Genomic DNA, 20879 nt, shown 5'->3' with positions numbered 1-20879 from the left:
CTATCAGCCCGTGGCGCGTAACGACGATCCGAACGAGTATTCGGACCAGGACCCGACGCAGTACGCCAACTACACCGGTGACACCGGCACAGGTGGTACCGGTGGCCAGGCCTACAGCGAGTACCAGGGCCCGGAGTACAGCCAGACTGACTACGGCTACCAGCCTGACTACGGTCAGCCGGCCGCCCCGGAACCCACGCCGTGGTTCAAGAAACCCGCGACGCTGGTCGGCATCGGTGCGGCCGCGGTCATCGTGATCGCGCTGGTGATCTACGCGATCGTGTCGATGTCGGGTGATTCATCGAGCACCACCGACACCACCACGTCGACATCGGCCACCACCTCCGGGCAGGAGGCGACCACCCAGCCCGTGGTTCCGGCGCCGGGTCAGACCGAAACCGTGACGGTTCCGCCGTCGACCACGGAGTCGGCGCAGACCACCACCACAACGCCGCCCCCCACGACCACAACCACCACGACGACCACCACCACGCCGACCACGACGACGACCACCACCACGGTCCCGCCGAGCACGGTCACCCAGACCGAGACTCAGACCCAGACCGAAACCGTCACTCAGCCGGCGCCGGTGGAGCCCGCGCCGGAGGAGGGCGCGTAGGTCAGCGCCTGCCGGCCTGCCCGAACTGCGCGACCATGGCCTCGGCGCTGCGTACGGCGGCCCGACACGCCCGCGTGGTGAACGGATCGTTGAGCGGATGTTCGGCGCGGCGCCGCCACCGTTGCGCCGCCGCGAACGCGGCCCGCGGCCCGTCATAAGGCTCCTCGGGTCGCAGCCCGAGCCGGCTCGCGGCGTCGGTCCCGGAGCCGCCGATGATCCGCCGCAGTGAGGCCATCTCGTCGTCGTTGAGAGTCGTCGGCCGTGACCGCAACGCCGACAGCAGCCGCAACTCCTCGAAGGCATGTGTGTCGGCCAGGAGCGGGTCGATGTCGGCGACGATGTACGGCGTCGCACGGATCGGGTTCACCTCGACGAAGCGGCGCAACGACAGCAGCGCGGTATGCGCTTTGAGCAGCTCGGAGCGCTGTGCGAACTGTTGATCGATCACGTCGCGCAACGCCACCAGCCCGCTGCGTTCCAGCAGTTCGTCGGCCAGCGCCACCGAATCGGTGACACCGGCGCGCAGCACCGCGATGGAGATCCGGACCCCGAACATGCCGAACCGGTCCAGCAACCGTGCGCGGGTCGCCGCGTCGACGGGCAGTGTGCTGTCCTCGCGGACGAAGCGGTCCACCGACAGCATCGCCTTGTTGAGTTCCGCGGCGTCGACACCGGCCAGCTTCTCCAACGCGACGAACTCACTCTGCCGAAGGGTGCGTGCCGTCAGTGCCAGCAGTCCCGACACCGGGACGACTGCCTGGCAGATCCCGGTCTTGTCCATCTCGGTGGTGAACCGGGTGGCCACGTCCTTGGCCGAGAGCATGGCATCGAGCCGGCCCGCGCCGATCTCGTCGGCCCGCGAGGCCACTCCGATCACACCGAGCGCGCCCGACGATCCCCCTACCAACTCGCCGATCTGCTTGAGCAGGGCGATATCGGTGGCGTTGAGCGTGCGCAGCAGGAACACCACCGCATCGACGCGGGGCACCCCGTCCTCGGGAACCAGCAGCCGCAGCGTGCGTTCGGAGACGTCCCGCGACAGCGACGACGTGCCCGGGGTGTCGATGATCGTCGCATCGATCAGTTCCGCGGCGGGCCACTCGACGTCCAGGTCGGTGACGTCGGCGGGATCGAGCCGGCCGAGGTCGAAAGTCAGGCCGTCATCGCGGGTGATGGGCACATTGCTTCGACGGCCGCCGACGTGATTGGCGGTGACCTTCGGTGTCGGCCCGTGCCGAAACCAGGTGACGATCCGCGTGGCCTCGGTGGCATCGGTCGGGGCGATGTTCTCCCCCACCAGTGCGTTCACCAGGGTGGATTTGCCGGCTTTGAGGGTGCCGGCCAACGCGATCCTGATCGGTTGGTTGAGTCGCCAGCCGATCCTGTCCAGTTCACTGAACACGTCGGGTCGCTGCTGATAGGCGGGTTCGCCCTGGTAGGCGCGGATAGTTCCGCCGAGGATGGCGCGCACCTGGTCACTCGTGCTCATTGCCGCATGAGTTTACGGCCCGCAGCTGTTCGCAAGGCCCATCACGTTGCCAGTGCCGGCGCGCTCGCTAGTATCGGCGCCCGTGGGCCCAACCTCGAAACCCGATCCGGATCAACCGCCGGAGATGTGGTATCGCAGCCCGGCCGTCCTCTCCGTCGCCGGCGTGGTCGGGGTGGCGTTGATCGCCGCGCTCGTCGTCACCGTGGTGCGGATGTCGGACCAGTGGAGCAGCCCGTCCACCCCGACGGTGATGACCACCACCAACGCACCCACCACTCAGCAGACCTTGCGCAGCACGGAACCGTTCATCGCGACACCGTCCTACGAGTCGTCCACCTTCCCCACCAGTGTCGACCTGTCCACCACGGACATCGGTGTCCCTGGCGAGGCGACGAGCACCACCCCGAGTTCGGAGACCAGCTCCGGGGAGTCGACGACATCGCGGCCCAGCCGTACGCCGCGCATCCGCGACGATGATGACGACGACAACGAGACCACGACCACCCGAAAGCGGCCGCGACTCAACGAGACTCGCACCCTGAGCCCTTAAGCCGACACGGCGGGCGTTCTCAGCTTCTGCACGTTCTCGTTGACCTGCTTGAGGATGTTGAGCTGGCGCTCGAGCTCCTTGACCCGCGTAGTACGTTCGGCCTCTTCGAGTTTGGCGGCAGCCATGGCGGCCTGTAAAGATTCGTTGAGCGACCGGGTGGTCTGGTTGGCGATGTCACGGTAGTGGTCACGCAGCTGTCGCTGGACCCCTTTGAGCCGGTCGCGGGATTCCTTGCTGACCACGAACATCACGTCGTCGACGAACTTGCGCAGGTTGGTCTTGGCCTCATTGCGCACCCGCAGCATCCGGTTCTCCATGTCCTCCCGATAGGCCTTGCGGCCCAAAAGGAGACCGGCACCCAGCGACAGCGGATTGAACATACCCAGCCCGGCCACCGAGGTCAGCATGCCGAACATCAGGATGCCGCCGTAGGAGCCGCGCATACTGGTGATGGCCTTGTGTCCCGCGCCGATCGGCTTGGACTCGAGTTTGGCCAGCGACTTCAGCCCATCGAAGCCCGCCCCCATCTCCCGTGCACTGACCTCGGGCATTTTCACCGCGTCCAGGCCCGCTTCCACGAACGTGCGCGCCACTTCCTCGGCCAGCGCCTCGGCACGCTGATAGGCCCAGACGAAGTTGTCGCCGACGGCGGTGGCCACGGCGTTCTCCACTTCGGCACCGATCTCGGCCCAGTGCACCGTGGGATCGCAGTTGTCGATCACCTGCTCGGTGTGATGGGTGATGGCACGGAAGCGTGAGCGCAGGTCGTGGTCCACGTCTGCGGTCAGATCGGCGATACCGTCGCTGAGGACCTGTTGCCACAACGCGGTGTGCGCCAGGGCCTCCTGCGCTTCCCGTTTGCGTCGCTCGAGATCGTCGGTGAGCCGGCGGGCGTCGTCAGGATCGTTGATCGCCGACAGTTCCGAGCTGACCGAGAGAGTGAGATGCTCTGCGGCTGCCGCGATTTCGTTGATCACCTGGTCGCGCACCCGGTCATTCTCCCGGGACAGCACTTTCTCCGAGAGGAACTTCACAATGGCGGGAAAGTTGGATTCCTCGTTGAGTTCTTTGTCGTTGTGCGCCACGGCGTGGCTGCGCAGCAGCGAGGACGCCGGAATCACCGGCAGCGCAGCGAGTCCGGCGCGGTGCAGATGCGCGATGTTGGTGTCGACGATCTGCCGCCAGTACGGGTACAGGTCGGTCTTGGTCGCGACGACGGCGCCGACGGGGCAGATCTCGTGGGCCTGGCGGATGAACCGCATCTCGGGTTCGGTGAATTCCTGGCTGGTGTCGGAGATCATCAGCATCGCGTCGGCATCGGGCAGCAGTCCCAGGGTGGCCGACAGGTGCGGCTGGCCGTGCCCACCGACGCCCGGGGTGTCGACGAACGCCAACCCGCCTTTGAGCAGCGGACTGGGTGCACTGACCTCGACCCGGATCACCTCGCGGCCACCGGCCTGGGGTGCCCGGCGCAGATCCTGTTTGATGTCGGCGACCGGGATTTCGATGACCTCCGGCTCGGTACCTCCGGGTGGGGGCGCCACCACCAACCGCGCCGAGGCCTGCTCCGCGTAGGACACGATGGTCACCAGCGCCGTGGTCTCGTCGTCGCCGACCCGCGCCACCGGCATGTTGAGCAGGGAGTTCAGCAGCTGGCTCTTGCCTTGTTTGAGCTGTCCGGCGATCACCACCCGGATCTGCGGGTCGGTGATCCGCTCCTTGGCCACCATGAGGCGCTGGCGCAGGTCACCGCGATCATTCTGTTCGGCGATCCTGGCGGTGTGGTCGATGAGCTCGACGATCACCCTGACTTTTCTCGGGTCGACCTTTTCGGCTGCATTGGGCTGCGTCACTGAACTCTCCTGTCGGACTCGTCCAACTTAGGCGGCGAAACGGCGGGGACCGGTGTGCGGTCCCCGCCGTCTCAGCGGTCAGGTTCTAGAAACCCAGGTTGGCCACGCTGGTCTGAGAGTCGTTGGCCAGCGTCGTGTCCACGCCCAGCGACGGGTCATTGTCCGAAAGGACCTCCGTCGACACGGCGGTGTCGTTGCCCGAGAACATCTCATTCGAGAAATCGTTCTGCAGCGAGGTGTCGTTTCCGCTCAGCAGGCTGGTGTCGATCAGCGAGCTGTCCGAGTGATCCGAGCTGTCGATGGCGGTGGTGCTGCTGTCGGTCTCGCTGATCACCGAGGTGTCCGCGGAGTTGCCGCTGCCGTAGTCACCGCCGATCGCGGTCTGGTCGCCGCCGACCGAGGTCTCTTCGGTTCGGTTGTCCACCAGGATGATTCCGCCACCGCCGGCGTTGCCACCGTCATTGCCGCCGCCGATACCGATCAAGCTGCCGCCGCCGCTGGCGTTACCGCCGTTGCCGCCGGAGGCGTCGACATCCTGGAACACCGGGGCCTCGTTGTCGGTGATGATGCTGCCGCTGCCGGTGTTGGTGTTGCCGTTGTCTTCGATGTCACCTTCGCCGATGTTGACGTTCGAGCCGGCGCCGGCCAGCACATCACCGTTGTTGACGTCGTTGTTGTTGCCCAGGACGGCGCCGTCACCGCTCACGATGTCGCCGGTGTTGTTGCCGTCGACCACCACGCCGCCGTCGGTGGCGGTGTTGGAGGTCTTGTTGCCGAAGGTGATGTCACCGAAGCCCAGGTTGAAGGCGCCGTTCTGGGCGTTGGCCCCGGCGGCCTGGTCGGGGCTGGCGATCGGGACGCTGTTCCCGCTCAGCAGGTCGGTGTTGTTGCGGCTGGCCAGCTCGGTGTTGGTTTCCGGTGCGAAGCTCGGCGACAGCAGGCTGTTGCTCGGCGAGTAATCGGTGGCCGGGGCGAAGCCGTAGTTGTTGGACACGGCGCGCTGCAGGCCGACGATCGGGTCGCCATCACCGAGCACCAGGCCCGGAACCGCGGTGGTGGCGACGGCGCCCAGCTGGGCGGCCGACACACCGGCGAGGCCGGCGTCGCGCAGGGCCTGCTCGGGGGCGGCGACGAATGCACGGGCCACGTCTTCGCTGCGGAACAGGTCGAGGATCCAGTCGATGATGTTCATGTGAGTCCCTTTCGCTTGCTCGCTCCGGGGTGTCCGGGGCTGATGGGAACAACGTTATGGGCGCCGCAGGAGCCCGGAAACGGGGCGCAATCCCCTCCCTGAGCCGGAGGTGTCCGGGGTCAGCCGGTCCGGGGCGTTAGGGGATTAGGGGGTCGATAGGGGCTTGCCTCAGAAACCCTGAGAATTGCCCTCAACTGCACAAAAAGGACCGCCGGCAACGCAGTCGCATTGCCGGCGGTCCGGGGGTGGAGCTGTAGCCCCTAATCGAACAGGTCGAAGGCGGGGTGCCCCTGATCGTGGGGTTGGGGATCGATCGTGGACTGCTCCCAGGGGGCGGGCTGGTCGGTGCCGAACGGATCGGTGTCCACCTCGCTGAGCTGCACCGACTCGTCGGCCAGGAAACTGTCGGCGGTGGGTTCCAGGTCTGCCACCACGGATGCGGGCTCGGCTGACACCGCACTGGCGACGTCGATGACACCGCCGGCGTCGGGTATGTCGACGGGCGCCAGCGGTGCGAACGCGTCGAACGCGGCCGTCGCGGCGCCGCTGGTCCACACGTTGCTGTCGATCACCTCGTCAACGCCTGCTCCGAATGTCGGTGCGGCCATCGAGAGCGAATCCGACACCATGGGAATCAGGTTGTTGACATCGGCACTGGTCACGTCCGTCAAGTGCGCGTCGGCGATGGCCCGGGCAGGATCGGCGGCGTACCGTGCGGCGGCGTCCGGATCACGGACCAGCCCCATCACGAAGTCCAGCAGTTCGTTCGCCATTCCGTCTCTCCCCTGGTCAACAACGAGTCCCCTAGTGCTGTCGATGCTATGGCCGCCGCAGAGCCGCCGAATCGGTGCGCAACCCACCGCCCCGAGTCCGTCATTAGGGGGTGCCCCAATAGGGGATTGACTCCGGTAGGGGGATCGCGGCCCGGCGTAGCTGGTTCGACGTGGCGCGGCGGTTAAGGTGAGGGCCGCACCACGCGCAGAAGTTAGGTAGGGGATATGACCAACTCGTTGGGGTTGTCGATCGGGGCGACGAACCTGGTGGCAACTCGTACGGGGCAGCCCCCCGTGGTGCGCCGGTCGGTGCTCACGTTGTTCGAACACCGCGCGCCTGAGGTCGGCCTGCCCAGCGAGAACCCGAATCTGACCGAGCCCGGGCTGGTGATGTGGGGTTTCGTCGAGCGGGTGGGGGACCCTGTGCCGCTGGTGGCACAGGACGGTTCCTCGCACCGCGGCGAGGCACTGACCGCCGAAGCGCTCGACGCCATGGCCCGCTCGGTCGCCGGCAGTGGCGCCCCGGATCGGGTGGCCATCGCCGTGCCCGCGCACTGGGGCCCGGCCACGGTGGGGGCGCTGCGCGGTGCGTTGCGCGCCAAGACCGGCCTGTTCTCCGACGGCGCCCCGCCCGATCTGGTTCCCGACGCCGCAGCCGCCCTGGCCGCCCTGAAAGCCGGGCAGGGGTTGCCGGAAAGCGGTGTGGTGGCGCTGTGCGATTTCGGCGGCAGCGGAACCACTTTGGCCCTGGCCGACGCCGGCGCCGGGCTGCTCCCCGTCGGTGAGGTGGTGCGCTATGCCGACTTCTCGGGGGACCAGCTCGATCAAGCCGTCCTCAGCCAGGTTCTGGCCGGCATCTCCGACGCCGGCGCGGCTGAGACAGCAGGTACGGCCGCGGTGGGCGCTCTGACGCGGCTGCGTGGTGAATGCAAGTCGGCCAAGGAGCGGCTGTCCGCCGAGACCGCCACGGTGATTCCGGTCCAGCTGCCCGGCACCACCACCGATGTGCGCTTCACCCGGAGCGAGCTGGAGGCGCTGCTGGCCGACCCGCTGGCCGGCTTCTTCGACGCCCTCGGAGATCTACTGGAGCGCAACAGGATTCCTGCGGCGATGCTGTCTGCGGTAGCCACCGTCGGCGGTGGCGCCGCGATCCCGCTGATCACCCAGCGCCTCTCGGAGGAACTGCGGGTACCTGTCATCACGTCACCGGATCCCGCTGCGACGGTGGCCGTGGGTGCCGGACTGCTCGCGGTCCAGGGCCCCTCCCCCGATGCGCCCACCGGAATGGCGACCTCGGTCGATGCCGCCGACCTGCCGACGGGACTTGCGCCCGCGGCGTGGGCGGCGGGCGCGGCCGGTGCGGCGGCAGCCGAATCCGCGTCGGACGGTTCACCTTCGGCGACGTTCCGGGCGCTGGCCTGGTCCGACGACGATTCACCGGGCGACGAACCGGTGCCGTATTCCGGCGAGGACTACACATTCGACACCTATGCCCAGCAGGGCGCCACCAGCGCGCGTCCGGCCGTGGACTTCGACCACGGCGACGACGAGACCTATGTGATGGAACCCCCGCCGCTGCCCTGGTACAAACGCCCGCCGGTGTTGTTCGGCGCCGCGGCCGCCGCGGCGCTGCTGGCAGTGGGCGGCCTGGCCGTGACGTTGACGGGCACCAGCAGCGACAGCGGACCGGTCACCGAAACCACCACGCTGCCAACCGAATCCGGTGCCCCCAGCTCTGAAGTGCCGCCACTCACCACCGAAACCGTGACGATCACCGGCGAGAACGGCCAGATCACCACCTCGGAGGTGCCCCCTCCCCCGCCGCCGAGCACCACCACCACACCGCCGACCACCACCACCACGTCGCCGACCACGACGACAACAACAACGACCACCACCACGACCACCACGACGACGACCACTCCCACCACCACGACGACGACGCGGACCACCACGACACCTCCGACGACGACACCGCCGCCGACCACGACGCAACCGCCGCCGACCACCACGTTCTCGCCGCCGCCGACAACACCCGATGAACCCGTGATACCCGACGTGCCGGATGTTCCCGACGATCCGGTGGTCCCCACCTTCCCGGATGCGGGATGACCATGGCCGACCCGGCGGGCACCCGCCGGTGGTCGACCCTGCTCTCCTCGGTGCACGACTCGCCGGTCAAGCTCCTCATCACCGGCGGGATCGGCACCGGAAAGAGCACATCACTGGCTGAGCTGCGAAATGCTCTGCGCAGCAATGGCATTGATGTGCGCAGCCGCCCACCCGCCGGTGGCGGCGACGCGGCGGTTCTGGTGGATGACGCCCATGTGCTGTCCGCGGCCGAGCTGAACTCTCTGGCCACGCTGGTGGCCGATCCGCACAGCACCGTGATCGTCGCGACCGAGGCCAGGGAACACAACGCCGCCCTGCGCGAGTTGATGGCCGCTCTCGAGCGCGAGAACCCGCGCATCGTCCTCGGTCCGCTCTCCCGCTCGGAGGTCATCGCACGGTTGTCGGATCCCCCTGCCGGCCGGGTCGATTCGATCATGTCAGCCACCGCGGGGCTGCCGTTTCTGGTGGCCGCAGCACTGGAGGCCGATACGGATCCCGCCGCCGTCACACAGAATGTGCTCACCGAACGCCTGCGCCGCACCGAGCAACCGGTTCTCGATGCGCTGCTGGTCACGTCGTTGAGTCCGGATCTGGGGCCGACGGATGTCGCCGCGGCGCTGCGTCTCGGGCTGGAGGAGGCGCACGCACTCGTCGCGAGCGCACACGCCACCGGATTGTTGAGTCCGGCGCACGGAGCTGCTTTTCTGTCGGCGGTACACGGTGCGACCACGCGGATCGTCGGCACCGCGCGTCACCACGAGATCGAAAGCTCTTTGCTGCGTTCACAACTCGACATGGGTGCCCTCGCCCCGGAGTTGGCGCTGCGCCTTGCCGAACACGGTGTGCGTGACCCCGCGCTCACCGCCGTCCTCAGCGACGAGGCCGCCCGCATCCGCGGCAGGCCGCAGACCGTCGCGCGGCTGCTGCGCGCTGCCACCGCCGCGGGCGCCGACGCGCCCACCGTCGCGCTGGCCGACGCGCTGGCCCTCACCGGTGACTGCGCCGGCGCCGCCGCGCTGACCGATGAGCTGCTGGCCTCCCCGAGCGCTGAGGAACGGGCATCTGCCGTGCGCATCGCCGCGGCCGTCGCCGCCCATGACGGCGACGTCGCGCACGCCGCCGAACTGTTCGGATGGATCGGGCCGCAGAACGACGCAGTACTGAGCGCCAGCGCCGTCGTCGTTCTCCTGGGAGCCGGGCAGGCTGTCGCGGCGCGCGAGTCGCTTTCGGCCCCGAGCGGTCCCCCCACCGCCGCGGCGCGAGCCGCACGCAGCCTGGCCGAGGGGCTGCTGAGCACGGTGGAACAGTCCTATCCGGCCGCGGTCACCCGATTCGGCCAAGCCATCGGCCCGGAGAAGGCCGCGTCCGAAGCACTTCCCGACAGCCCGGCCGCACTGGTGAGCCTTGCGGCCTTGCATGCCGGTGATGCGGTACGGGCTCGCAGTGTGCTGGCCAGGGCCGCCGGCACCTCGGAAACCGTGATGTTCAGTCACCGGCTGCACCTGCTGTCGGCGTGGGTCAAGATGCAGGACGGTCAACTGGCCGGGGCGGCCGCCGAGGTCAGCGGTATTCCCTCCTCCGGTCTGCACCGGCGCGACGCGCTGTGGGCCGCAGCGCTGCGCACCGGCCTGGCGCGCCGCAGCGGTGACGCCGGTGCGCTGCTCACCCACTGGTCAGCGGCCATGGATGTGGTGACCGAGTACTCGGTCGACCTGTACTCGCTGCTGCCGCTGGGCGAGTTGTGGGTGGCCGCCGCGCGGCTACGGCAGATGGACCGGCTCACCCATCCGATCGAGCAGGCATTCAGCATCCTGGCCTCCCTCGGTAATCCCGGCGCGTGGTCCCTGCCCCTGCACTGGGCCGGTGTGCACGCCGCGATTCTGGCCAATGCACCCGAGTCGCTGGCCCCGCACGGGCAGGCGCTGACCGCAGCCGGCGCCACCAGCGACTTCGCCCGCGCACTGGCCGTGGCCGGGAGGTCATGGCTGCGTGTGCTCGCTCGGCAGGTCGACGTCGACGAGGTCACCGCCGCCGCTCGTGGGCTCGCCCAGTTCGGACTGACCTGGGATGCGACACGGCTGGCCGGCCAGGCGGCGCTGCAAGCCCCGGATCCCCGGGTCTCCGGCGCGATGCTGCAGATCGCGCGTGATCTGAAGATGACCTCAGGCGGTGCGGACCTGCCGGCGACGGAATCCCCGGTGACCGCATCGACGCCCGGCGGACCCGCGACACCTACCGGTTCCCCGTTGTCGGACCGGGAACGCGAAGTCGCCGAACTCCTGATCCTCGGGATGCCGTATCGGGACATCGGCGCCCAGTTGTTCATCTCCGCCAAGACGGTCGAACACCACGTCGCCCGGATCCGTCGACGCCTCGGCGCCGAGTCACGGTCGGAGATGTTGTCGATGTTGCGTGCGCTGCTTTCACCCCAGAGGTGAGACGCGTACCACATTTAGCGCCAAGTTAGGTAAGCCTCCGTAGCGGACATTTGCGCCGGGATGTAACTATGAGCTGGATCGCGCTTAAGTTACCGACCGGTAACATCCAATAAGTTACTGTTGAGTAACTTCGATTGGGGAGGCACTTGTGGGCACGTTGGAATGGGTCAGGCTGGCAATAGGCCTGCTCGGAACGGCCGTTGTGGCCGGCCTCGCCGTCAAGCGAGTGCTCTGGCTCGTTAACTTGATTCGCTCCGGACAGCCCATCAGCGATGCTGCCGGACGCAAAGACGACGTCCCCGACCGGATCAAAGCGCAGTTCACTGAAGTCCTCGGTCAGGCGAAATTGCTCAAGTGGAACCTGCCCGGCATCGCCCACTTCTTCACCATGTGGGGCTTCTTCATCCTCGCCTCGGTGTACCTCGAGGCCTACGGCGTGCTGTTCAATCCCGAGTTCCACATCCCGCTCATCGGCCGGTGGGACGCCCTGGGCTTCCTACAAGACTTCTTCGCCCTGGCCGTACTGCTCGGCATCATCGTCTTCTCGATCATCCGACTGCGGTCCGAGCCCAAGGAGCACGGCCGCGACTCGCGCTTCTACGGCTCGCACACCGGCGGCGCATGGCTGATCCTGTTCATGATCTTCCTGGTCATCTTGACCTACGCGATCTTCCGCGCCGCGGCCGTCAACAACCTCGGCGAGGCCTTCCCGTACGGCTGGGGCGCGTTCCTCTCCCACGGTCTGGCGATCGTCCTGGAGCCGCTGGGACACAGCGCCAACCACATCATCGAGACGGTCGCACTGCTCGCCCACATCGGCGTCATGCTGGTCTTCCTGTTGATCGTGCTGCACTCCAAGCACCTGCACATCGGTCTGGCGCCCATCAACGTCACGTTCAAGCGGCTGCCCGACGGCCTGGGCCCGCTGCTGCCCATGGAGCACAAGGGCGAACTGATCGACTTCGAGGATCCCGCCGAGGATGCTGTGCTGGGCCGCGGCAAGATCGAGGACTTCAGCTGGAAGGGCTACCTCGACTTCACCACCTGTACCGAGTGCGGCCGCTGCCAGTCACAGTGCCCGGCGTGGAACACCGGCAAGCCATTGTCGCCGAAGCTCGTCATCATGAACCTGCGCGATCACCTCTTCGCGAAGGCGCCCTACATCCTGGGCGACAAGGAAACCCCGCTGGAGAACACCCCTGAGGGTGGTCTCGGCGAGGAGATCCGCGGCGAGAAGCACTCCGAGGAGCATTCGCACGAGCACGTGCCCGAGTCCGGGTTCGAGCGCATCATGGGCTCGGGACCCGACCAGGCCACCCGCCCGTTGGTTGGCACCCTCGAGCAGGGCGGCGTCATCGACCCCGACGTGCTGTGGAGCTGCACCACCTGCGGCGCCTGCGTCGAGCAGTGCCCCGTCGACATCGAGCACATCGACCACATCGTCGACATGCGCCGCTACCAGGTGCTGATGGAGTCGGAGTTCCCCTCCGAGCTCGGTGTGTTGTTCAAGAACCTCGAGAACAAGGGCAACCCCTGGGGTCAGAACGCCAAGGACCGGCTGAACTGGATCGACGAGGTCGACTTCGACATCCCGGTTTACGGCAAGGACGTCGACAGCTTCGACGGATACGAGTATCTGTTCTGGGTCGGCTGCGCCGGCGCCTACGAAGACCGCGCCAAGAAGACCACGAAGGCCGTCGCCGAGCTGCTGGCGGTGGCCGGGGTGAAGTTCCTGGTGCTGGGCGACGGCGAGACCTGCACCGGCGACTCGGCGCGGCGCTCGGGCAACGAGTTCCTGTTCCAGCAGCTCGCCGCGCAGAACATCGAGACCATCAACGACCTGTTCGAGGGGGTCGAGACCGTCGACCGCAAGATCGTGGTCACCTGCCCGCACTGCTTCAACACCCTGGGCCGCGAGTACTCCCAGGTGGGTGCCAACTACACGGTGCTGCACCACACTCAGCTGCTGAACCGGCTGGTCCGGGACAAGTTGCTGGTGCCGGTGAACTCGGTGAGCCAAGACATCACCTACCACGATCCCTGCTACCTGGGCCGGCACAACAAGGTCTACGAGGCTCCGCGTGACCTGGTCGGCGCGTCCGGCGCCACGCTCAAGGAAATGCCCCGGCACGCCGACCGCGGCCTGTGCTGCGGCGCCGGCGGCGCGCGGATGTGGATGGAAGAGCACATCGGCAAGCGCGTGAACGTCGAGCGCACCGAAGAGGCCATGGACACCGGCGCCTCCAAGATCGCGACGGGTTGCCCGTTCTGCCGCGTCATGATGACCGACGGCGTGGACGACGTCGCCGCGACCCGGGACGTCGAGAAGGTCGAGGTGCTCGACGTGGCTCAGCTGCTGCTGGGCTCGCTGGACCTGAGCTCGGTGACGCTGCCCGCCAAGGGCACCGCCGCCGAGGAAGCAGAGAAGCGTGCCGCCCAGAAGGCGGAGACCGAGGCCGAAGCCGAGGAAGCGCCCGCCGAGGTCGAGGCCGAGGACATCGAGGCCGAGGACATCGAGGCCGAGGACATCGAGGCCGAGCCCGAAGCCGCTCCGGCCGAGGCGAAGACGCAGGCGCCGGTCAAGGGCCTCGGCATCGCCGGCGCAGCCAAACGCCCCGGCGCCAAGAAAGCCGCGGCCACACCGGCCGCCGCATCCGCCCCCGCCGAGGAAGCCAAGACCGAGGCACCCGTCAAAGGCCTCGGCATCGCCGGCGGAGCCAAACGTCCCGGCGCCAAGAAAGCCGCGGCCACACCGGCCTCCGAGACCCCCAAGGCCGAGGCACCGAAAACCGAGGCACCGAAAGCCGAAGCACCCGTCAAGGGCCTCGGCATCGCCGGCGGAGCCAAACGCCCCGGCGCCAAGAAGGCTGCACCCGCCGCCGCCAAGGCCCCTGAAGCCACAACCGAGGCTCCGGCTGAAGCGGCCCCGAAAGCCGAGCCGCCGGTGAAGGGTCTGGGGATCGCCGCCGGCGCTCGTCGCCCCGGCGCCAAGAAGGCCGCCCCCGCCAAGGCATCGCCGAACGAAGGCGCGGAGACGGTGGTGCAGCCGGCCAACGTCGACCCGGATCAAGCCAAGGCAGGCACCGAGGACGCCGACACGGCCGACTCCGATCTGGGCCTGGAGACCGCCAAGCCGGAACCGCCGGTCAAGGGCCTCGGTATCGCACCGGGCGCCCGTCGCCCCGGCGCCAAGAAGGCTCCGGCAGCGCCGAAGGCGGCGCCTGCGCCCGCCCCTGAGCCCGCCCCCGAGCCCGAAGCGGAGCCCGAGCCGGCGCCCGCCCCCGAGCCGGACGCACCGTCATCCAACGGCAACGGTGAAGCACGCGTCGTCGGTGACGAGCCACCGGTGAAGGGCCTCGGGATCGCCAAGGGTGCCCGCCGCCCCGGCAAGCGCTAGAAGACGAACGCCGAGACTGCACACTGTGCGTGGATTCCGCCGAAATCTCGCACTGTGTGCAGTCTCGGCGGTGTTTGTCGCCCTCGGCGTCGCGGCACCCGCCGGCGCGGCACCCGACGCGTGCGTGGTGATCGACACCGATTTCGACATCGACGACATGATGTCCATCCCGACGGTCATCGGGGCACGCCACGTCGCCGCGATCGTGACCACGGAGGGGTACACGCTGCCGGCGCTCGGAGCATCCGCCGTCAACCGGCTGATCGCCGAACCCGGGCAGCGCACCATTCCGGTGATCGTCGGCGCCGGGATCAACCGCGCGGAAGCGGACATCGCCCAGACATTCGGTGACTACGTGCTCGTCTACCGGGCAATCATGAACCGGCTGAACAACTTCCTGCCGGCCGCGCTGCCGCCCACCCCCGCCCGGCCTGACTACGCACAACAGGTGGCCGACGCGGTGGCCGGCTGCGCCACGGTGGACGTGTTGATACTCGGCGCCTTCACCTCCTTCGTGAACTACAGCCCAGCGATCCGCCCGAAGCTGGGCCGGGTGGTCATCACGGGCAGGCCGTTGGAGGGTGACCTGGAGCTCGAAGCCGGCGAATCCTTCAACTGCGTCTATGACCGGCCGTCTTGCGAGGAGGCGTTTCACCAGCAGCTGCCGGGCCTGGACCACACGTTCGTCGACGTCCCGAGAACCGGCTGCGATCTCACCCCCAACAAAGCGGGGTGCAGCGGCACGGTGTACGGCCCCACCTTGGCGATGGCGCGCTCCCTCGGCGAGACCGGGTTACCCAACACCCTCAAGCAGATCCTGCTGCACGAGTCGGGCACCTGGGCCATCGACACCTGGGAACAGTCGGGGTATGGCGGGCGCTCGATGTTCTGGGATCAGTCGACCGCGCTGGCACTGCTGGCGCCCGAGCTGTTCCGGCCCGTCGGCGCGCACGTCGAGACCGTGCTGAATCCTCAACAGTTCCAAGCGAAGTGGGCGCAACTCACGAACCTGGCGGCGGACTTCGGCTAACCCACCTTGGTCAGCGTGAACGGCGTCTGGGTGACGGTGCCGCCGGGGCAGCTGTAGTTGTCGTCCAGGGTGATGAGGCCGTTGAGGGTCGCAGGGTCGACCTCGAGTTCGATGTAGGCGGGCGCATAGCTTCCGTCGCTGCAGATCGCGCCATCCGGCTTGGTGATGATGAACTGCCACAGGCCGTGCACCATCTTGGCCGGCACCTGCCAGCCCTGGTTGCTGGCCACCGTTCCCGTGCATCCCTCCGTGGGACAGCTGGTGGTGACGGTCCAGACGTTCTCGGCGTCACCGCCGGCGTAGGTTCCGTTGAACGACGGCGGCTCGGCCGCAGCCGGGGCGGCCAGGCCCACCGCAACCGCCGTCGTAGCAACCACCGATGCCAGCCCGTATCCCGCTGTCAGCTTCATGTCCCGCCTCCCGTGTTTCGAAGCGAGTTAACAACCCTGGCTGTGCAAATCCTGGGAGCCGCGCGATCGTGTCGGGAAAAAGGCGTCGACAGCCGTGGGACACTGGTTCCCGTGAGCACCCACCAGCTGCCTTGGCAATCGACCGGCCAGGGGCACCGGCAGCGAGTCTTCACCCAGTCGACCAAGCTGCAGGATGTCCTCTACGAGATCCGCGGGCCGATCCACGAGCACGCTACCCGGCTGGAGAACGAGGGCCACCGGATTCTCAAGCTCAACATCGGCAACCCCGCGCCGTTCGGTTTCGAAGCGCCTGACGTGATCATGCGCGACATCATCCAGGCACTCCCGTACGCCCAGGGGTACTCCGACTCCAAGGGCATCATGAGCGCCCGCCGCGCGGTGTTCACCCGCTACGAGCTGGTGGACGGCTTCCCGAAGTTCGATGTCGACGATGTCTACCTCGGCAACGGTGTCTCCGAGCTGATCACCATGACGTTGCAGGCGCTGCTCGACAACGGCGACCAGGTGCTCATCCCGGCGCCCGATTACCCACTGTGGACCGCGTCGACCGCCCTGGCCGGCGGCACCCCGGTGCACTACCTGTGCGACGAGACCCAGGGCTGGCAGCCCGATATCGCCGACCTGGAATCCAAGATCACCGATCGCACCAAGGCGCTGGTGGTGATCAACCCGAACAACCCCACCGGCGCGGTGTACACCCGCGAGGTCCTCGAGCAGATGGTCGAGTTGGCCCGCAAACATCAGCTGCTGCTGCTGGCCGACGAGATCTACGACAAGATCCTCTACGACGACTCCAAGCACATCAGTCTGGCCACATTGGCCCCCGACGTGCTCACGCTGACGTTCAACGGCCTGTCGAAGGCCTACCGGGTGGCCGGGTACCGCTCCGGCTGGCTGGTCATCACCGGCCCCAAGGAACACGCGAGCAGCTTCATCGAGGGCATCAGCCTGCTGGCCAACATGCGCCTGTGCCCCAATGTGCCTGCGCAACATGCCATTCAGGTGGCCCTCGGTGGACATCAGAGCATCGATGATCTGGTGTTGCCCGGCGGGCGGCTGCTCGAGCAGCGTGATGTGGCGTGGAACAAGCTCAACGAGATCCCCGGCGTCTCGTGCGTCAAACCGGCGGGTGCGCTGTACGCGTTCCCGCGACTGGACCCCGAGGTCTACGACATCGAAGACGACGAGCAGTTGGTCCTCGACCTGCTGCTGCAGGAGAAGATCCTTGTGACGCAGGGCACTGGTTTCAACTGGCCCGCGCCAGATCACCTCAGGATCGTGACGCTGCCGTGGTCGCGTGACCTGGCCAACGCAATCGAACGTTTGGGCAACTTCCTGGCGAGCTACCGTCAATAGGTGCGCTGTCGTTTCCGGGCCATCCCGGCAATCCTGCTAACTGTTCTCGTGGCTGCTGGGTGCAGCGGATCCGCTTCTCCGTCGGTGACTGCGCCGATCGAGCGGGCTCAGGAACCCATCGCCTACAGCCGGGAGATGCCGGCCATCGCCCCGCAGGACTGGCAGGCACGCGGCCAGGTGATCACCTCCTCCGACGAAACGCCGTTCGACATGTCCGCGCTGCCGCAGGGTTCGTCGGCCACCACCATGGTCTACCGCTCGACATCGGGGATCACCGGCGCACCGACCGTGGTCAGCGGGGCGTTCTTCGTGCCCCCGGGAGACGCGCCCGCCGGCGGCTGGCCGGTGGTCAGCTACGCGCACTTCACCTCGGGAGTGTCGGTGGGGTGCGGTCCCACCGGCGACAAGGAACTCGCCGGCAGCATCAGCTTCGTCGCCGGCATCCTGGACCAGGGCTACGCGGTGGCGTACACCGACTACGTGGGTCTCGGTGACATCGGGTCCGAACCCAAACAGGTGCACCCCTACCTGGAGCCGAAGTCCGCTGCTTTCAACGTGATCGACGCCGTGCGCGCGGCGCGCACGGTCGATTCCGCACTGTCCGACCGCTGGGTCGCGGTGGGCAACTCGCAGGGCGGACAGGCGGCGTTCGCCACCGCCGAGTACGCCAAGGCCTACGGTGACGGACTCCAACTCCTGGGTGCCGCTGCTGTTGTGCCCGCGCTGGACGTCAGCCAGTTGGGTGACCCCACCACCCTGACCGATGACCAGAAGGCGGTGTTCCCGTTGGTCGTCGCGGGGCTGGCTGCCGTCGATCCCGCGATCATCCCCTCGGACTACCTGCCCGAGGGCTCCGATGAGACGACGACGTGCGCACCGGGCAAGGTGGAACCCAAAGAGGCGTCCCCCGAAGCGATCAGCCGTCTGACCGACCGGTTGGCGTCCTACGCACTGCCGCAGTTGCCGACACCGGTGCCGATCGCGGTGTACTACGGCGGCGTCGACAAGCTGGTGCTGCCGGAGTGGACCGAGGCGGCCGTGCGGCGCGCCTGCGATCTCGGCGACACCATCGAGGCCACCCGTATCGACGACGGCGGCCATGATCTGAATCCCGGTGAGCCCATGACCAACTGGATCGCCGCCCGATTCGCCGGCGAGCCCGCCCCCTCCAACTGCTGATGGCGCACGGTCATTCGCACTCGCATTCCTCGAGCGGGCCCGCTCCCCTGGGACCGCTGGCAGCCCGCATCGTGGTGGGTCTGCTCATCGTCATCGGGGTGGCGGTGGTGGCGGGTGCGGTGGTGCTGTGGCCCAGCCAGCAGAAGGTGGACATCCCGCTGCCGTTCCAGGACGCCACGGGCGGGGCCGTCACCACCGAGGCCGGCCAGGTGGTGTCGACGGCGCTCGGCAACTGTGGCAGCCCGTCAGCCGGTCAGGTGTTGACATCGGCCCCGTTGCCCGGCCTGCCGGATGCCGGTGAATGCGTGCAGTCGGTGGTGGCCATCGATTCCGGTCCCAATGCCGGCGCCACCACCGTCCTGGAGTTCACCCTCACCCCAGGCCAGCCCAATCTGTCTGCGGGCGAAGACATCCGGATCATCCGCGCTGTCGACCAACAGGGTGCGACGACGTACGCCTTCTTCGATTACGAGCGCACCTGGCCGTTGGCGGGACTGGCGCTGGCCTTCGCCGTGATCGTCGTCGCCGTGGCCCGCTGGCGCGGCCTGCGCGCGCTGATCGGCATCGTGGTCGCCTTCGCCGTTCTGGTGGTGTTCCTGTTACCCGCCCTGCGGGACGGCGCTCCCGCGGTGCCGGTGTCGTTGGTGGCCTCGGCGGCGATCCTCTACGCGGTCATCTATCTGGCGCACGGGGTGAGCCTGCGGACATCGGCGGCGCTGCTGGGCACCCTGACGTCGCTGCTGATGGCCGCGGTGTTGAGTTGGGCGGCAATCGAACTGGCCCAGCTCACCGGGCTGTCGGAGGACCAGAACAACGAGGTGGCCGCCTACCTGGGCCACGTGTCGATCACCGGGCTGCTGCTGGCCGGGTTCATCATCGGTTCCCTGGGTGTGCTCAACGACGTCACCGTCACCCAGGCCTCGACCGCCTTCGAATTGGCTGCTATCGAGAACACCTCGCGGCGCGCCGTTTTCGTGGGCGCCATGCGGGTGGGCCGCGACCACATCGCCAGTACCGTCTACACCCTGGTGCTGGCGTACGCCGGCAGTTCACTGCCGCTGCTGCTGTTGTTCAGCGTTGCGGGCCGGTCCTTGTCGGACGTGCTGACCAGTGAGAGCGTGGCCATCGAGATCGCCCGCTCGGCGGTGGGCGGTATCGCTCTGGCGCTGTCGGTGCCACTGACCACGGCCATCGCCGCGGTGCTGGCTACCCCTGGCGCCCCAGCAGCTCCAGCAGGTAACCGCCATAGCCGGACTTGACCAGCGTCTCGGCCCGCTGGGCCAGGTGCTGGTCGTCGATGAAGCCCATGCGCCACGCCACCTCTTCGGGGATGGAGATCTTCAGGCCCTGCCTGCGTTCGATGGTGCGCACGTAATCACTGGCGTCCAACAGGGAATCGAAGGTGCCGGTGTCCAGCCAGGCGGTGCCGCGGGCCAGCACCTCGACGGTCAGCCGGCCCTGGTTCAGGTAGTGCTGGTTGATCTCGGTGATCTCGTATTCGCCTCGGGCTGAGGGCTTCAGGCCCCGGGCGATGTCGACGACGTCGTTGCCGTAGAAGTACAGCCCCGGCACGGCATAGTGGGACTTCGGGGTGGCGGGCTTTTCCTCGAGCGAGAGGGCCACACCGTCGGCGCTGAACTCCACGACTCCGTACGCCGACGGGTCGGCCACCCAGTAGGCGAAGATGGCGCCGCCGTCCACACGGGAGAACCGGCTCAGGCTGGTGCCCAGGCCGGGGCCGTAGAAGATGTTGTCGCCCAACGCCAATGCCACCGACTCGGTGCCGATGTGCTCCGCGCCGATGACAAACGCCTGCGCCAACCCGTCGGGCTTGTCCTGCACGGCGTAGGTCAGGCTGATCCCGAACGCCGAGCCGTCGCCGAGCAACCGCTGGAAGGCCGGCGCATCCTCGCTGGTGGTGATCACCAGGATGTCGCGGATCCCGGCCATCATCAGGGTGGACAGCGGGTAGTAGATCAGCGGCTTGTCGTACACCGGCAGCAGCTGCTTACTGGCACCCAGGGTGATCGGGTACAGCCGCGTGCCGGATCCTCCGGCGAGGATGATGCCGCGCATCAGGCGTCCAGGTCGTCCTCGGTCAGGTCGGTGGCCTTCAGGGCCGACGCCAGGTCGGGATGCCGGAACACCGACGTCACCTGGTCGTGCACCACCCGGAACGCCGAGGCACCCGTGCTCTGCTCGGCAACCACCACGCCGTCGCGGACGTAGAGGCGACCCACGGTGACGTTCTGCGAGAACCCCTGCGCCCACTCCTGCAGCGCCTCCAGCCCCTGGGCGGCACCGTGCGCGTCACCGATCTCGATATCGTCGCTGGACAGGTCGACCAGAGTGCTGAGGTCTTTGGCGTTGAGGGCGTCGTGCCAGGCGAGGACGGTGGCGATCTCGGATGTGCTCATGATGTGCAACCTACCTTCGGCGGCGGGTCAGAAGGCCACGCGG

Annotated in this window: 16 protein-coding genes; 9 read left to right on the top strand and 7 right to left on the bottom strand. The window is 67.8% G+C overall.

Going from position 1 to position 20879, the window contains the following annotated elements:
* Window positions 1-10 precede the first annotated feature (10 nt).
* Window positions 11-619, top strand: a complete 609-nt coding sequence (locus AC3A6P_RS22645) for a hypothetical protein (protein WP_487694056.1) — start codon at window positions 11-13, stop codon at window positions 617-619.
* A 1-nt stretch (window position 620) separates the two neighbouring features.
* Here the strand turns inward: AC3A6P_RS22645 and AC3A6P_RS22640 are convergent, their stop codons facing one another.
* Complete coding sequence (locus AC3A6P_RS22640; RefSeq protein ID WP_487694054.1) at window positions 621-2108, bottom strand: dynamin family protein; 1488 nt, start codon at window positions 2106-2108, stop codon at window positions 621-623.
* An 82-nt stretch (window positions 2109-2190) separates the two neighbouring features.
* Here AC3A6P_RS22640 and AC3A6P_RS22635 point away from each other — a divergent pair, with 82 nt between their 5' ends.
* Complete coding sequence (locus tag AC3A6P_RS22635; RefSeq protein ID WP_487694052.1) at window positions 2191-2658, top strand: hypothetical protein; 468 nt, start codon at window positions 2191-2193, stop codon at window positions 2656-2658.
* On the opposite strand, the gene AC3A6P_RS22630 is transcribed toward AC3A6P_RS22635, so the two are convergent.
* The 3 genes from AC3A6P_RS22630 to AC3A6P_RS22620 all read right to left on the bottom strand — a co-directional run bounded on the left by AC3A6P_RS22630 (window position 2655) and on the right by AC3A6P_RS22620 (window position 6476).
* On the bottom strand, window positions 2655-4511 hold the full coding sequence (locus AC3A6P_RS22630; protein WP_487694051.1) for a dynamin family protein: 1857 nt from the start codon (window positions 4509-4511) through the stop codon (window positions 2655-2657). The genes AC3A6P_RS22635 and AC3A6P_RS22630 overlap by 4 nt on opposite strands.
* 85 nt (window positions 4512-4596) lie before the next feature.
* The gene (locus AC3A6P_RS22625; protein ID WP_487694050.1) at window positions 4597-5703 is read right to left on the bottom strand and encodes an IniB N-terminal domain-containing protein; all 1107 of its coding nucleotides are present in this window, start codon (window positions 5701-5703) and stop codon (window positions 4597-4599) included.
* Window positions 5704-5963: 260 nt separating this feature from the next.
* On the bottom strand, window positions 5964-6476 hold the full coding sequence (locus AC3A6P_RS22620) for an Rv0340 family IniB-related protein (RefSeq protein ID WP_487694049.1): 513 nt from the start codon (window positions 6474-6476) through the stop codon (window positions 5964-5966).
* A gap of 225 nt (window positions 6477-6701) precedes the next feature.
* On the opposite strand from AC3A6P_RS22620, the gene AC3A6P_RS22615 reads away from it, so the two are divergent.
* The 4 genes from AC3A6P_RS22615 to AC3A6P_RS22600 all read left to right on the top strand — a co-directional run bounded on the left by AC3A6P_RS22615 (window position 6702) and on the right by AC3A6P_RS22600 (window position 15453).
* Window positions 6702-8588 carry an Hsp70 family protein gene (locus AC3A6P_RS22615; RefSeq protein WP_487694048.1) on the top strand — a complete coding sequence of 629 codons (1887 nt, stop codon included), beginning with the start codon at window positions 6702-6704 and terminating at the stop codon, window positions 8586-8588.
* A gap of 2 nt (window positions 8589-8590) precedes the next feature.
* Window positions 8591-11026, top strand: coding sequence for an isoniazid response ATPase/transcriptional regulator IniR (gene iniR, locus AC3A6P_RS22610; protein WP_487694185.1), 2436 nt, complete (start codon window positions 8591-8593; stop codon window positions 11024-11026).
* A 148-nt stretch (window positions 11027-11174) separates the two neighbouring features.
* Entirely contained in the window at window positions 11175-14423 is a 3249-nt protein-coding gene (locus AC3A6P_RS22605) for a (Fe-S)-binding protein (protein ID WP_487694047.1), read from the top strand.
* A gap of 70 nt (window positions 14424-14493) precedes the next feature.
* Entirely contained in the window at window positions 14494-15453 is a 960-nt protein-coding gene (locus tag AC3A6P_RS22600; RefSeq protein ID WP_487694045.1) for a nucleoside hydrolase, read from the top strand.
* On the opposite strand, the gene AC3A6P_RS22595 is transcribed toward AC3A6P_RS22600, so the two are convergent.
* Window positions 15450-15863, bottom strand: coding sequence for a hypothetical protein (locus AC3A6P_RS22595; protein WP_487694044.1), 414 nt, complete (start codon window positions 15861-15863; stop codon window positions 15450-15452). The genes AC3A6P_RS22600 and AC3A6P_RS22595 overlap by 4 nt on opposite strands.
* A gap of 51 nt (window positions 15864-15914) precedes the next feature.
* Between AC3A6P_RS22595 and AC3A6P_RS22590 the strand changes: the two genes are divergently transcribed.
* From AC3A6P_RS22590 to AC3A6P_RS22580, 3 genes are all read left to right on the top strand, one after another.
* Window positions 15915-17240: a pyridoxal phosphate-dependent aminotransferase gene (locus AC3A6P_RS22590; RefSeq protein WP_487694184.1), complete on the top strand. Its 1326-nt coding sequence runs from the start codon at window positions 15915-15917 to the stop codon at window positions 17238-17240.
* 84 nt (window positions 17241-17324) lie between these two features.
* The gene (locus AC3A6P_RS22585; RefSeq protein WP_487694043.1) at window positions 17325-18419 is read left to right on the top strand and encodes a lipase family protein; all 1095 of its coding nucleotides are present in this window, start codon (window positions 17325-17327) and stop codon (window positions 18417-18419) included.
* Complete coding sequence (locus tag AC3A6P_RS22580) at window positions 18419-19678, top strand: YibE/F family protein (RefSeq protein WP_487694042.1); 1260 nt, start codon at window positions 18419-18421, stop codon at window positions 19676-19678. Before AC3A6P_RS22585 ends, AC3A6P_RS22580 begins: the two co-directional genes overlap by 1 nt.
* Here the strand turns inward: AC3A6P_RS22580 and rfbA are convergent.
* Window positions 19626-20495 (bottom strand): glucose-1-phosphate thymidylyltransferase RfbA, encoded by an 870-nt coding sequence (gene rfbA, locus AC3A6P_RS22575; protein ID WP_487694041.1) that lies wholly within the window; start codon window positions 20493-20495, stop codon window positions 19626-19628. The two genes, AC3A6P_RS22580 and rfbA, sit on opposite strands and share 53 nt — an antisense overlap.
* The gene (locus AC3A6P_RS22570) at window positions 20495-20836 is read right to left on the bottom strand and encodes a nuclear transport factor 2 family protein (protein ID WP_487694039.1); all 342 of its coding nucleotides are present in this window, start codon (window positions 20834-20836) and stop codon (window positions 20495-20497) included. Before AC3A6P_RS22570 ends, rfbA begins: the two co-directional genes overlap by 1 nt.
* Window positions 20837-20879: the final 43 nt, after the last annotated feature.

It is taken from the genome of Mycobacterium sp. Soil_C_30 (assembly GCF_057656995.1).
The sequence above is the reverse complement of the archived record's forward strand: the minus strand, read 5'-3'. Positions and strand labels throughout refer to the sequence as shown.

What these genes read in the sequence shown, in the direction of transcription:
- AC3A6P_RS22615 (WP_487694048.1), top strand. Translation starts at nt 6,702, where the DNA reads ATGACCAACTCGTTGGGGTTGTCGATCGGGGCGACGAACCTGGTGGCA.
- AC3A6P_RS22640 (WP_487694054.1), bottom strand. Translation starts at nt 2,108, where the DNA reads ATGAGCACGAGTGACCAGGTGCGCGCCATCCTCGGCGGAACTATCCGC.
- AC3A6P_RS22625 (WP_487694050.1), bottom strand. Translation starts at nt 5,703, where the DNA reads ATGAACATCATCGACTGGATCCTCGACCTGTTCCGCAGCGAAGACGTG.
- AC3A6P_RS22580 (WP_487694042.1), top strand. Translation starts at nt 18,419, where the DNA reads ATGGCGCACGGTCATTCGCACTCGCATTCCTCGAGCGGGCCCGCTCCC.
- AC3A6P_RS22595 (WP_487694044.1), bottom strand. Translation starts at nt 15,863, where the DNA reads ATGAAGCTGACAGCGGGATACGGGCTGGCATCGGTGGTTGCTACGACG.
- iniR (WP_487694185.1), top strand. Translation starts at nt 8,591, where the DNA reads ATGGCCGACCCGGCGGGCACCCGCCGGTGGTCGACCCTGCTCTCCTCG.
- AC3A6P_RS22620 (WP_487694049.1), bottom strand. Translation starts at nt 6,476, where the DNA reads ATGGCGAACGAACTGCTGGACTTCGTGATGGGGCTGGTCCGTGATCCG.
- rfbA (WP_487694041.1), bottom strand. Translation starts at nt 20,495, where the DNA reads ATGCGCGGCATCATCCTCGCCGGAGGATCCGGCACGCGGCTGTACCCG.
- AC3A6P_RS22570 (WP_487694039.1), bottom strand. Translation starts at nt 20,836, where the DNA reads ATGAGCACATCCGAGATCGCCACCGTCCTCGCCTGGCACGACGCCCTC.